The organism is Bacillus sp. PK3_68, from assembly GCF_003600835.1.
Classification (GTDB): Bacteria; Bacillota; Bacilli; order Bacillales; family Domibacillaceae; genus Pseudobacillus.
Map to the genome: position 1 here is coordinate 1,819,436 of NZ_NQYC01000001.1, position 13,086 is coordinate 1,832,521.

The 13,086-nt window shown below is 43.6% G+C and carries 11 protein-coding genes and 1 pseudogene; 2 read left to right on the forward strand and 10 right to left on the reverse strand.

Going from position 1 to position 13,086, the window contains the following annotated elements:
- Nucleotides 1–26: 26 nt before the first annotated feature.
- A pseudogene (locus CJ483_RS25720) lies at nucleotides 27–928 on the reverse strand (LysR family transcriptional regulator).
- A gap of 103 nt (nucleotides 929–1,031) precedes the next feature.
- Here CJ483_RS25720 and CJ483_RS09550 point away from each other — a divergent pair.
- The gene (locus tag CJ483_RS09550) at nucleotides 1,032–2,216 is read left to right on the forward strand and encodes an MFS transporter (protein ID WP_120034360.1); all 1,185 of its coding nucleotides are present in this window, start codon (nucleotides 1,032–1,034) and stop codon (nucleotides 2,214–2,216) included.
- 74 nt (nucleotides 2,217–2,290) lie between these two features.
- Here CJ483_RS09550 and CJ483_RS09555 read toward each other — a convergent pair whose 3' ends face one another.
- The 4 genes from CJ483_RS09555 to CJ483_RS09570 all read right to left on the reverse strand — a co-directional run bounded on the left by CJ483_RS09555 (nucleotide 2,291) and on the right by CJ483_RS09570 (nucleotide 4,573).
- Entirely contained in the window at nucleotides 2,291–2,995 is a 705-nt protein-coding gene (locus CJ483_RS09555) for a pirin family protein (RefSeq protein ID WP_120034362.1), read from the reverse strand.
- Nucleotides 2,996–3,026: 31 nt separating this feature from the next.
- Nucleotides 3,027–3,434, reverse strand: a complete 408-nt coding sequence (locus CJ483_RS09560; protein ID WP_120034364.1) for a DoxX family protein — start codon at nucleotides 3,432–3,434, stop codon at nucleotides 3,027–3,029.
- Nucleotides 3,435–3,502: 68 nt separating this feature from the next.
- On the reverse strand, nucleotides 3,503–3,946 hold the full coding sequence (locus CJ483_RS09565) for a MarR family winged helix-turn-helix transcriptional regulator (RefSeq protein ID WP_120034367.1): 444 nt from the start codon (nucleotides 3,944–3,946) through the stop codon (nucleotides 3,503–3,505).
- Nucleotides 3,947–4,072: 126 nt separating this feature from the next.
- Nucleotides 4,073–4,573, reverse strand: a complete 501-nt coding sequence (locus tag CJ483_RS09570; protein ID WP_120034369.1) for a flavin reductase family protein — start codon at nucleotides 4,571–4,573, stop codon at nucleotides 4,073–4,075.
- Nucleotides 4,574–4,740: 167 nt separating this feature from the next.
- Between CJ483_RS09570 and CJ483_RS09575 the strand changes: the two genes are divergently transcribed.
- Complete coding sequence (locus CJ483_RS09575; RefSeq protein ID WP_120034371.1) at nucleotides 4,741–6,120, forward strand: amidase; 1,380 nt, start codon at nucleotides 4,741–4,743, stop codon at nucleotides 6,118–6,120.
- Between the two features lie 41 nt (nucleotides 6,121–6,161).
- Here the strand turns inward: CJ483_RS09575 and CJ483_RS09580 are convergent, their stop codons facing one another.
- The 5 genes from CJ483_RS09580 to CJ483_RS09600 form a co-directional block, all read right to left on the reverse strand.
- The gene (locus tag CJ483_RS09580) at nucleotides 6,162–7,754 is read right to left on the reverse strand and encodes a long-chain-fatty-acid--CoA ligase (protein WP_120034373.1); all 1,593 of its coding nucleotides are present in this window, start codon (nucleotides 7,752–7,754) and stop codon (nucleotides 6,162–6,164) included.
- A gap of 166 nt (nucleotides 7,755–7,920) precedes the next feature.
- Entirely contained in the window at nucleotides 7,921–8,946 is a 1,026-nt protein-coding gene (locus tag CJ483_RS09585) for an NAD(P)/FAD-dependent oxidoreductase (RefSeq protein ID WP_120034375.1), read from the reverse strand.
- 43 nt (nucleotides 8,947–8,989) lie between these two features.
- Nucleotides 8,990–10,027, reverse strand: a complete 1,038-nt coding sequence (locus CJ483_RS09590; protein ID WP_259455601.1) for an aromatic ring-hydroxylating oxygenase subunit alpha — start codon at nucleotides 10,025–10,027, stop codon at nucleotides 8,990–8,992.
- A 56-nt stretch (nucleotides 10,028–10,083) separates the two neighbouring features.
- Nucleotides 10,084–11,526 (reverse strand): aldehyde dehydrogenase family protein, encoded by a 1,443-nt coding sequence (locus tag CJ483_RS09595; RefSeq protein ID WP_120034379.1) that lies wholly within the window; start codon nucleotides 11,524–11,526, stop codon nucleotides 10,084–10,086.
- A gap of 101 nt (nucleotides 11,527–11,627) precedes the next feature.
- Nucleotides 11,628–13,061, reverse strand: coding sequence for an amino acid permease (locus tag CJ483_RS09600; protein ID WP_120034381.1), 1,434 nt, complete (start codon nucleotides 13,059–13,061; stop codon nucleotides 11,628–11,630).
- Nucleotides 13,062–13,086 lie beyond the last annotated feature (25 nt).

Sequence of the window (13,086 nt, forward strand, 5' to 3'; positions counted from 1 at the left end):
TCAGGCTGTTCCAAAAGTCAGAAGGATCACGGGCTTTTTAACTTTTCTTCCATCGTTTCAATAAACTTCCGCACCGCAAATCCTAGATACTTATCCGCCCTGTAAATAATCCCAATATCTCGTACAGGAGGGTCATCGCTCACCCTAACTAAGCACAAACTGGGATCATTTAGCGATTGGGAGAGCGGCAGTGGCTGGAGAGTCGCCCCGATATTTTCTTTAACAAAACGGAAAAGCGAAGGTCCCGTCGTTGTTTCTACCACTGTGTTTAGTTGAATGCCATGCTTTTGACAGTGATCCTCTAATAGTCGCCTTCCTAAAAATTGCTTAGCATACATCACCATCGGCATGTCTCTTAACTCTGCTAAACGGATAGAGTGACGGTTAGCTAACCTATGGTTTTTTGAAACGACTAACACATACTCTTCGCGATAAAGGGGAGGCTGACTAAACGGCTGTCCTGTGATAAAAGCAGTGTAATCCCAATATCCACTTCGTTATCAAGTACTTGCTTAGTAATTTCAACAGTAGATGCAGAGAGATTTAAGTGAATGTTAGGAAATCTCTTGTAAAAATCGATGAATAAAGGAGTAAATCGGTAATCGAGCTCTGCCGGCAAAACGCCGACCGCGACAGTGCCTCCCTGGTATTCACGAAGTTCCTCTATCTCGTGAAGGGCATTTTCAAGGTTTCGAAACATTCCCTTGCAATTCTTGAGAAGAATGGCTCCAGCTTCTGTTAGAGCAATTCTCTTTCCAATACGGTCAAATAACGGAGTTCCCAGCTCCTGTTCTATCGCTCGTATTTGCAAACTAAGTGTTGGTTGAGAAATCCCAATTTTCTCTGATGCTCTTGTAAAATGAAGCTCTTCACAAAGAGTCATGAAATATTCTAACTGTCTAAGTTCCATGCCGGCCTTTCTCCTCATATCATTGATTTTTTAAATGATTATAATAGTTTTTATTGAATTGTCCAATCATTTATCTTCAGGTAACCTTGAGCTTAAATGAGTAAGAAAAGGTGTGAAGAAAATGAAAAGATTTAGGGCCACTCTGATGGCGCTCGCTCTCTTTATGGCTTCTTTAAACTTGCGCCCTGCAATCAACTCCATTTCCCCTTTGTTGGAGTCATTGCGAAGCCACTTAGGAATTAGCGCTTCAACAGCAAGTTTACTAACTTCCATTCCTGTCCTTTGCATGGGAATCTTTTCGCCAGCAGCAGCCAAACTGGGAAATCGTATCGGCATGGAACGGGTTTTAGGAGGTGCTCTCCTCCTAGTTGGTCTCGGCACATTTTTACGCTTCTTTACGAACTCGGTTTTCTTTTTACTTTTTACCGCATTCGTAATCGGCATTGGCGCCGCTATTATGGGCCCTTTGCTTTCCGGGTTTATTAAACGCCACTTCCCTCACCAGGTACCGAAAATGATTAGTGTTTATTCCGTTGCTATGACGATGGGAGCCGCTCTTGCATCCGGCTTAGCCGCGCCGCTTCAAAGCGGACTGCATTCCTGGCGAGCTGCGCTTGGCATTTGGACTGTTTTGGCTTTAATCGCCATTCCACTCTGGTGGCTTTTGGTTTTACGGCAGGTTAATCATTCAAAAAACAATTCCGCCTTTCAGCCGTCCCCTGCCCTTCCTTGGAGAAATCCAAGGGCCTGGCTGCTGATATGGTCGTTTGGCCTGTCAGGAATGATCTTTTTTTCGATCACTGCCTGGCTTCCTCCGATTGTACAAGGCATGGGTTACAGTGAAAGCTATGCCGGCAATGCGCTAACTATTTTTGCGGTTGTACAAATTCCCGCAAATTTGCTACTTCCTTTTATTATTAAAAAGTATCCTTCCCGTCTCTTCTTATTGCTGCTTTTTTCTGGCGTAGAGTTCATTGGCTTTCTCATGGTGTACCTTGCAATATTCCCTTGGGTAGCCGCTATTTTTCTTGGAATTGGAGCAGCTTCCTTATTTTCGCTCAACTTGCTGCTGCCAATTGATGCAACTACAAGCGGACAAGAAGCTGCTGCTTGGTCAGCGCTGATTCAGTCAGCAGGCTATATTATTAGTGCAACAGGACCGATCTTGATCGGGTGGATTCATGATGCAACCGGAGGTTTTTTATTCTCTGTCATCGGATTGATTGCCATCAATCTCGCATGCATGATCGTTCAATTTTTTGTTGCGTTCCGCACTAAGAAAGAAAAAGTTCCCACAGCTGCATAGAGCTTATTAAATATCAAAAGGAGAGCCCTGCTTAAGCGTTTAGGCTCCCCTTTTGAAAATCATTCTCTCATTCTTTACGGTAGATCGATTAGCATAAATCGCGAGTCAGATTCTGCGATTATTTGTAAAGTGCCCGTTTCTGTTATGCGGGCAGAATCACGCTGGTGTAAGACGGCTTCAGCGTTTATCATAACTTTTCCCTCAATCACAAACAAGAAGATCCGACGTCCTTCTTTTTGCGTAAATGTGAGTTCCTGACCTTTCTCTAAATCTGATAAATAAACTGTTAAGTCCTGGTGGATATACGCGGTCTGTTCGGAAATAGGCTCTTGACTTACTATAGGAAGCAACTGATTTTTCAACTGATCCACATCAAAATTTGTTTGCTCATAGGAAGGCGTTAAACCATTTTCTTTCGGTTCAAACCATAGCTGCAGAAAGTTTACATCTTCATCAGAAGAAGGATTAACTTCCGAATGAATCACCCCTGTTCCTGCTGACATCCGTTGGACGCCTCCAAAAGTTGTTGTCGCCGTATGTCCCGCACTGTCTTCATGCTTTAAATACCCACTTAAAACAATTGACACGATTTCCATTTCACGATGCGGATGAGCCCCAAATCCTCGATGGGGTTTGACAATATCATCATTTAGCACTCGCATCGGTCCAAAGTTCATATTTTCGGGGTTATAATATTCCGCAAAGGAAAAACTGAAATGGCTCTTCAGCCATCCGTGATCTGCTGTATGGCGTGAGCTTGCTGGATAAATTGTTATCATTTGATCCCCCTCCTCTTATTACGTGTTTAGTTTAATTTCCTTGAAAAATAATGGCATCTAATGCATATTGGCCTGAACCGATTAAGGCAACACCAATCACTACTGCTATAATCATCAGATTATACTCATAGCCATTTTCAGTAGCCCAGTAACCATTTGGTCCGTGCACTTTTAGAATAGCGACGACCATCGTTCCAGCAATAATGACAGCTGCTAACGGTGTAAGCAGTCCTAAAGCAAATAGTGCTCCGCCAATCAATTCTGCCAATCCAGCTAAAACAGCCATCGTTACTCCCGGCTTCATTCCTATAGACTCAAAGAAACCTCCCGTTCCTTTAATTCCATGGCCTCCAAACCACCCAAACAATTTTTGTGCCCCGTGTCCGGCAAAGCTTAGACCGATAGCTAAACGTATTATTAATAACCCTGCATTCATCATTTTATTTCCTCCTCTTTTATTATCATTTCATATATTACGAATTCGAGATATATAGTTAAAAAAATTATTTAAAGTTCTTGCGCGTAAAAACCTAGTTTTTTTAATTGGGTGATCATTATTTCTTTTTCTTTAGCATCTAATCCACCGAATATTTCCTGAATGGCCTCTTTATGTTTAGGAAAAATAGTACTCATTAATTCCTGGCCCTCAGGGGTAATAGAAGCATACGTGACACGTCGATCTGTTGGACATGGTTTCCGCACGAGCAGTTGTTTTTTCTCTAATTTATCAACAACGTAAGTGATGCTGCTGCTTGCAAGCAATATTTTCTCGCCGATTTTCTGTATGGGCTGATCCCCTTTGCTGAACAGCAGTTCAAGTACTGCAAACTCAGTTGTATTCAGTCCATAATTTTTTATATCTTCTTCTACTCGTTTCGTTACGGATTGTACAGCCCGAGATAATACAACGAATAGTTTCAAAGATAAGTCTTGTTGGTCAGCTGAAGCCATGATTATCAATTCCTTTACAAATTATCTCGATTTCGAGATTTATTATATAACCGTTTTTCTTTGATGTCAAACGGATCTTTTTTCAAAATAAACTGTCCGCTGCTAGTAAGCAACGGACAGGAAGTATTATTCAGTATAAAATTCTGCTGGGATTGGTCCAAAGCAGCGGCGATGATACAGCATTGGATCTTTTCCTTTATCGAGATGAATGTCGGTTACATTGCCAATCAGGACAGTATGGTCGCCTGCTTCGACTGCCTGAAATGTTTCACATTCAAATACACCGAATGCTCCTTCAATAATCGGCAGCCCATTTTCGGACATTTTCCATTTGCATTGACTGAAGCGGTCCACACCTTTAGTGGCAAACGTTTTGCAAAGCTCCTGCTGCTCACCGGCAAGCACATGCACGGCAAATTTGCCTCCTTCAGTAAATGCTTTAATTGTTGATACACCATGATCGATTGACCACAGCACCATCAATGGATCAAGTGAAACAGATGCAAATGAATTCACAGTCAACCCAACAGGTGTTCCATCTTCGGTTACCCCTGTTACAATCGTTACACCCGTTGGGTAATTCCCCATTACCTCTTTAAATAATGTTTGTTTCTCTGCTTTTTCCATTCCTCATCTCTCCCTTGTTATGTATTCACTTCTACTGTATCAAAAAATGGACAAAAACTGGGCAAAAAAGTTTCATTCTTTTTTGTTTATTTTAATATTTAATTTTTTGAAACTATTTCATGATAAAATAATGGAGGTAGGGATATAACAATTAAGGGGGAGGAACCATGAAAAATTTAACGATTCGTGAACTGAAAGCTCATTATCAAAACAAAGAATTCTCACCAGTTGAAGTCACTAATTATTACTTGAGGCGGATCGATCATAATCAAGACTTGAACACTTATATCACAGTTTGTGCTGAACAGGCTTTAAAACAAGCGGAAATTTCAGAGAAAAAATTTTTAGCCAATGAATTAACAGGAATATTAGAAGGCATTCCCCTTTCTTATAAAGATAACTTATACACGAAAGGGATTCGTACAACAAGCGGATCGAAAATCGAAGAAAATTTTATTCCGGATACCAATGCTGGCGCTTTCCAGATTCTCCAGCGGGAAGGAGCCGTCAATCTGGGCAAAACCAATATGCATGAGTATGCATTCGGCATTACATCGAATAATCCATTTTACGGACCGGTAAGGAACCCGTGGAATCGAGAATACACACCAGGCGGGTCCAGCGGTGGGTCTGGAGCAGCAGTTGCCGCCTCCTTATGTGCTGCCTCCATCGGCACGGATACGGGTGGATCTGTCCGTATTCCAGCGGCTTCTTGCGGTGTGATCGGTTTGAAGCCTACATACCATCTCGTTGATGCGACTGGCGTGAAGAATATTTCATGGTCAATCGATCATGTCGGGCCATTGACCAAAAACGTGGATGATTTAGCCATTATGATGGAAGCCTTAACAGGTCTTTCTTATTCAGAAAATCTACAGGAGGACATTCGTGGCCTCCGTGTCGGCGTGCCGTCCAATTACTTTAACGAGTATATAGATAAAGAAAGCCTGTCTCTCTACAAACAGGCCCTTAATAATTTAGCAAGCCTCGGAGCTGTGCTGATTGACATTGAGGTGCCATTTACAGCTGAAGATCTTGCTTTAGTGTTCACTCTTGCCATTTCCGAAGCAGGATTCGTACATGAAAATAGTTTGCATCATGCGATTGACCAATTCGGCCCTGATGTTCGTGCAGCTCTGGAGGCAAGCCGATCCTTCTCTGCGTTGGATTATATTAAAGCAATCAAACGAAAGGCAGATATTACAGAGCAATTTGAACAGCTATTCGAACAAATTGATGTATTAGCGACACCAACACTGCCGGATACTGCCCAAAAAATTGGTGTAGAAGAATTTGAAATCGCCGGCAGAAGGGAACCGATCTTTGATGCGATGATCCGTTATGCGTCTGTCTTTAATTTAACCGGACAGCCTGCTCTATCTATTCCGAGCGGCTTGACAGAAAAAGGACTTCCCGTAGGATTACAGCTAGCAGCTGCAACGTTCAATGAACAGACGCTGATCCGTGCGGGCTATGCTTATGAGCAAAGCTTCCTCAAAGAGTTTTATAAAAAAAGAGAAGCGCTAGGAGAATCTCTGAAGAACTAATGGCAAAGAGCTTGGACCACTAATGGTCCAAGCTCTTTCTATTAATTAACGAAGCGGCCGGATGTGCCTGCAGAGCTCCAATACTCATTTCGCAAATGAACCTTTTGAATTTTCCCAGATGCTGTTTTGGGCAGCTCTTCTACGAATGACACCCCAGTGATTGCTTTAAAATGAGCGAGCCGGCTTCTCGAAAAATCAATTAACTCTTGTTCTGTTATATTCGAAGAAGGACGCTTTACCACAAAAGCGTGTGGTGTTTCTCCCCATTTCTCGTGGGGAGCGGCTACAACAGCTGCTTCTAAAACATCACTATGCTCGTACAATACTCCCTCTACCTCAATAGAAGAAATATTTTCACCGCCGCTAATAATGACGTCTTTCTTTCTATCAACGATATCGACGTTCCCATACTTATCTACCGTCGCCATGTCTCCCGTGTATAACCAGCCATCGCGGATGGCTTCCATCGTAGCCTGTTCATTTTTCCAATATCCTTTCATCACGCCATTGCTGCGGACAATTAATTCACCGATCGCTTGTCCATCATGGGGCACCTCTTCTCCAAACTCATCTACAACGCGCACCTCATTGCCGATCATCGCGAAACCGGCTTTTGCTTTCATTCGGTATCTTTCCTTTAAAGGCAATCCGTCACACTGAGGCCGAATCGCTGAATAGGTGCTGAGCGGGGAGGATTCTGTCATTCCGTATACTTGCAGAAACTCCCAACCAAGCTCTTCTTCCACACGGGCAACAAAAGCTGGCGGCGGTGCAGATCCAGCGAGGACAACACGTAATTTTTGCTTGATATGCGGTTTGTATTCTTCATTGTATTGCAGCAAACTGTTCAAGACTGTTGGAGCCATATGCATCACGGTTACATGATGATCGGCAACTGCTTCAAAAATGGTTTTCGGATCTGTTTTCTTCAAGCAAATATGGGTAGCGCCATTAGCTGTATAATAAAACGGCGCTCCCCATCCATTTACGTGGAACATTGGCAAAACATGCAGATAAATGTCTCTGTCTGACACGCGGATTGCATGCATGGAAGACATCGCATGCAGGTAATTGTTGCGATGGGTGAGCATCACTCCTTTAGGGTTGCCTGTTGTTCCGCTCGTATACAACAGACTGGCGAGGTCATCCTCCTCGACATCGGCTCTTTCGAAAGCAGTTTCGGAAAACCGTGCAAGCCATTCATTGTAGTCAGTCTCCTGACACCCCTTGCTCTTATCATGCACAATAATTTTTTCAACAGTTGTCAACTTTTCTTTTACCGGTTCAATGAGCGAATAAAGATCATCATCTACAAAAAGCACTCTAGCTTCACTATGATTAAGGATAAATATATAATCTTCTGGTTTAAGACGAATATTGAGCGGTACCATGACTGCCCCCAGCTGGAATACTCCATAAAATCCCTCCAGCATTTCTAGCGAGTTGGGAGCAAGATAGGCTACTCTGTCCCCTTTTTTGACGCCCTCTGCTCTTAAGCCACGTGATAAGCGCTGAACTCTTGCAAACAATTCTTTATAAGTGAGCGAATCTGTTGGAGTGATGACAGCTGTTTTTTCTCCATAATAAGTAACAGCCCGATCAAGAAATTGCGTAACTATAAGCGGTACATTCATTTCTCTCATCCCCTGGTCATGTATTTGTCCCTTCTTCTTTATCTTAATTGATTTTTCAGAAAATTAAAATCAATAACTGTTCACCTTGTTCCTATGAACTTACGCCTTTCATATAAAAGCAAAAAATAACGCGGGTTTTCCCCCGCGCTATAAATACATATCTTTATTAACTTAAAACCTTCTGAGTGTTTTTCTCTGTTTCGCCCATTATACTTGTGCTGTGTAACGGCTGTACTTTCGCTTTTGGATCAATGTATACTTTCGCGTTGCTGACAGCCGTCGGCGCTTCGCCGAAGCCGCTCGCAATCAGCTTCACCTTTCCTTCATACGTACAAATATCTCCCGCTGCGTAAATCCCCGGGATGTTTGTTTCCATCCGAGAATTGACGACGATGCTGTTCTTCTCAATGTCTAGTCCCCAGTTTTTAATGGGACCGAGGGAAGAAACAAATCCGTAAGTAACGACGACATCATCGACCTCGATCACCTCTTGCTGTTCCCCTTTCACTTCCTGGAGAATGACCTGTTCGATTCTCTCTTCCCCAACAAGTTCAGTCGGCACAAATGGCGTTTTGATATTGACTGAAGAATTCTTCATCGTTTCCACACTGTGCTCGTGGGCACGGAATTTATCGCGGCGGTGGGCAATGGTCACCTGCTCGGCGATCGGCTCCAGCATCAGCGCCCAGTCCACCGCCGAGTCGCCGCCACCGAAGACCTGTACTTTCTTTCCGGCAAACTGGTTCAGGTCGTTGATAAAATAGTGAAGGTTCTTTCCTTCGTATTTTTCCGAGCCGGCAAGCTCCAGCTTTCTCGGCTGGAACGCCCCGTTTCCCGCTGTAATAATCACTGTTTTCGTATAGTGCGTACCCGCGTTCGTTGTCAGCTTGAACGTACCATCTTCCTGCTTTTCCAGTCCTTCGACTGCTTCTTCGAGGCAGACGGTCGGATCAAACTGATTCATTTGCTCTTTTAAATTATCGACAAGCTCCTGAGCTCTCACCTTAGGAAAGCCGGCTACGTCATAAATGTATTTTTCCGGGTAAAGGGCCGACAGCTGGCCGCCTAGCTGCGGCAAGCTTTCAATGATCTTGCAAGACATCTGTCTCATCCCCGCATAGAAAGCGGTGAATAATCCTACTGGCCCTCCCCCGATAATTGTGATGTCATACATTTTATTACCTTGGTCCATATGTTCTTATCCTCCGATTTAATCAATCTCAACTATTAGTCGATTATTCGCTCTTCAAGGCTGCGTCAACAAGTTGATGAAAATATTCCTCCGCATTTTCAGTTGGAGAAAAGATTCCGTTTGCAAATGCTTTGGAGCCCAAGCCTTTCTGTAGCTCTTCCACTAGTTCAAAGTCTTCCAGCCTTACTTGATCCACAAATTTGAAATATTCTTCTTTCTCTGCTGTAGCCGTTTCATCAATTGAATAATCCCGGTAGATTCCAAGTGAAGTGCCTTCATCCAAAGGAACAACTTGAATCGTGTTAACATTGCCATCTCCCGGATAGACATTGATCATCATATTCGGCCAGATCCAGTAAAAGCGAGCAAGCTCACTTTCGTCAGCACCTTTACTGGCTGCCATATATTGATGAGTAAATTTATCGTGTGCCGTTGTACAGAAATTCGATAAGTCGTAGGACTTAGCAAATCCCGGGTGAGCGATGGCACAGTGATCGCACTCAAGATAATTGTCAACAACGGCCTTCCAGTTTGCCTTTACAACACGGCGTGTTTCTCTAATCAGCTTCACTGAATCAAAGAAGGAGAACTTCGCCATCTCTCCTAAAAACTCTTGATAAGCTTCTGACATCGATGGTGCTTGCTCATCCAAATTAACGAAAACTAAGGAATGATGTACCTCCAAACGAACTGACTTCATACAGCTGTGTGCTCCCAGCTCAGTTGTTTTAAAGTTAGGTGCTCGGTTGACACTCCCATCTAATTTAAATGTCCAGCCGTGATACTTACATTGCAATATTTTTTTGTTGCCCTGATCCTTCTGCTCCACTTTCATTCCACGGTGTGGACAAATATTATAAAAAGCACGCAATTCACCATCTTTATCATGTGTTACAATGATTGGCTCTCCCGCCACATCCATCGTCAGAAAGTCACCCGGCTTTGCCAGCTGGCTCGCATGACCAATGAAAATCCAATTCTTAGAAAATATCTTTTCTCTTTCTTCTTTGAACACCGCTGGATCCACATAACGTGAATAAGGTTGTGTAGAATTAAACTCTAATTTTTCTGTTGCTGTCATAATAAAGGCCCCTCTCATCATTTATAATCAATTAAAATGTTTATTTCTCTTGCGGACTACATACGATCCATATAAACTGTCTTTACTTCGGTATAAAATTCAATCGCACTTTTCCCTTGCTCACGGCTTCCGGTGCTTGAGTTTTTGTTGCCGCCAAACGGCAATTGCGGTTCGGTTCCGGCCGTTTCAGAATTCACGTGTACCAGCCCCACCTCGGCGTCTTCAACAAAGCGCTGTGCTAGTGTTAAATTATTTGTACAGATTGCCGCACTCAAGCCATATTCAGTATCATTGGCCATTTCTACTGCTTCTTCGTAATTTTTCACTTTAAACAAAGCGATGACCGGTCCAAAAATCTCTTCACGGGCAATGCGGGCATCTTGCGGAACGTTTTCAAATACGGTCGGCTGAACATAGAAGCCGTTCTGTAACTCCTCTTCAGCCGGGATTTCTCCCCCACATAAAAGTGAAGCTTCTGCTTTCCCCGCTTCAATCATTTCCATGACTCCATCGCGCTGTGCTTTTGACACAGCAGGCCCGATATAATTTGTTTCATCGAGAGGATCGCCGATTTTTAACTGTTTTGTTCGCTCGATAAGACGATCACGGAACGCTTCATAAATTCCTTCTTCCACAATGACCCGGCTCGTTGCTGTACACTTTTGTCCTGTCGATTTAAAAGCACCGCCCACAGCAATTTCGACCGCTCTCTCTAGATCAGCATCTTCTAAAACAATAAGCGGGTTTTTTCCGCCCATTTCCATCTGTACTTTCTTTCCGCTTTCAATAGCTTGCCTTTGAATTTCCCGGCCCACCTGATTAGACCCAGTGAAAGAAATAGCTTTTATAGCCGGATGCTTCACTAGTTCATTACCGATCACAGAACCTCTGCCAAACACACAGTTTACAACGCCCGCTGGAAGGCCAGCTTCATCGAATGCTTTCATCACGTGGTAGACTGATTTTGGTGTCAAATCAGCTGGTTTAATAACTACTGTGTTTCCGTAAATGAGAGCCGGTGCCATTTTCCACACAGGAATAGCAATTGGAAAGTTCCATGGTGTAATCAGCCCAACTGGCCCGAGCGGTGTGCGTGATGTGTATAAAAAGGTCTCTGCATTGGCTGAAGGAATGACCTGCCCTAGCGGCTGCTTTGCTTCTGCCGCGAAGTACTCAAGAATGCTGACTGCACGATTAGCCTCGCCCATTCCTTCCGTATATGTTTTTCCTTCTTCTTTTATAAGGTCCCGCCCTACTTCCTGTATATTGGCTTTTAAAATAGCGGCCGCTTTTTGCAAATAAGAAGCGCGTTGTTGAAACGAAAGCTTTTTCCAGGCAGGAAACGCCTCTTTTGCAGCAGCTGCTGCCTCATGTAAATCCGATGCTGCACTGGAAGGAAACTCCCCAAGCTTCTCTCCGTTATGCGGACTAAGATCTTCTCTATATTCTCCTGTAGATGGTTCTTTCCATTGACCATTAATGTAGTTTAAATAACGCATGTGTTCTCCTCCCATAATCTATTTTTCTGCTGCTAAATTATCATTCTTTTGAAAGGGACTCCTTTTATCATGAGGCTGAAGAGTCCCCTCACACCTGCTTTTTATGGAGCTAATTTATCAGGCTGTTCGGCTGTCGTTGTTAAGGCAGGTGCTTCCGCCTTTTTTCTCGTAAATTTGAAATAGTAGAAGAGATAACAAACAGCAACAAAGCCGAAGCCCCAATATAACGAAGTGCGCTGTGTCGGATCATAAGCAGTGAACACAAAAATACCTGTACACATGATCAGACAAAGAATCGGTACGAACGGGAAGAAAGGAACTTTAAACTTTAAATCCTCAACCCTTCCACCTTCTCTAATGTATTGCTTGCGGAATCGATACTGGGCAAAAGCGATGGCCATCCAAGTAAGTACTCCTCCAACCCCGCTGATGGCAAGCAGCACCACAAACAATGTTTCTTCTGCTACTACACTAGTAAGCAAAGACAACAAGGCAAAAACAAGAGTGACAAGCAAAGCGTTCATCGGAACACCGCGGCGATTAACCTTTCCAAATGCAGCCGGTGCCATTCCGGTTTGAGAAAGTGAGAAAAGGATTCTCGTACAAGCAAACAATCCTGTGTTTCCTACTGAAAGAACTGCTGTTAAGATAACAAAGTTCATAATGTCAGCCGCATAAGGAATGCCTGTCATTTCGAATACAGTAACGAAGGGACTTTCCAATACACCTGCTTCTTTCCATGGAACAATGGCGGAAAGAACAAAAGTAGCAAGAACGTAGAAAAGCAATATGCGGATAACGATGCTCCGTATCGCCCGCGGAATGTTTTTCTCCGGTTCTTCTGTTTCCCCGGCTGCCACCCCCATGATTTCTGATCCTTGGAAGGCATACACAACTGTCATCATCGAAATAAATATGCCGGTAAATCCGGTAGGGAATAATCCGTCACCGACAAAGTTAGTCAGGAATGGCGCAGGATTTCCTTCCATCGGGATAATCCCAAACATGGCAGCCCCGCCAATAACAATGAATAAAATAACGGTAAGCACTTTAATTCCTGAGAACCAATATTCTGTTTCAGCAAAGCTTCTCGTTGTCAAAGCGTTGATACCAAATAAGAGTAAGGCAAAAACTGTACACCATACCCACACGGGCGTATCAGGGAACCATCTGGACATGAGCAAACCTGCCGCTATAAACTCCAGACCGACGTAAAGGGCCCAACTCATCCAATACGTCCAGCCGATAACAAATCCGGTAGCCGGTCCGATAAACCGAGCAGCATGGGCTTGAAAAGAACCTGATACCGGCATGATGACTGATAATTCGCCGAGACAGACCATTACTAGGTACATTAATAAACCACCGACTAAATAAGCTACGATGGCCCCTGCAGGGCCTGCTTCACCGATGGCATAACCCGATCCTAGAAAAAGACCAGTGCCAATGACCCCACCTAAGGAAAGCATAAATAAATGCCGGCTCTTCATCGAACGCTGTAATTCTTTTGGTTGGTTCCCTTGTTCTGTGTGCATTATATTCCCCCGTTTCTAACCGTTA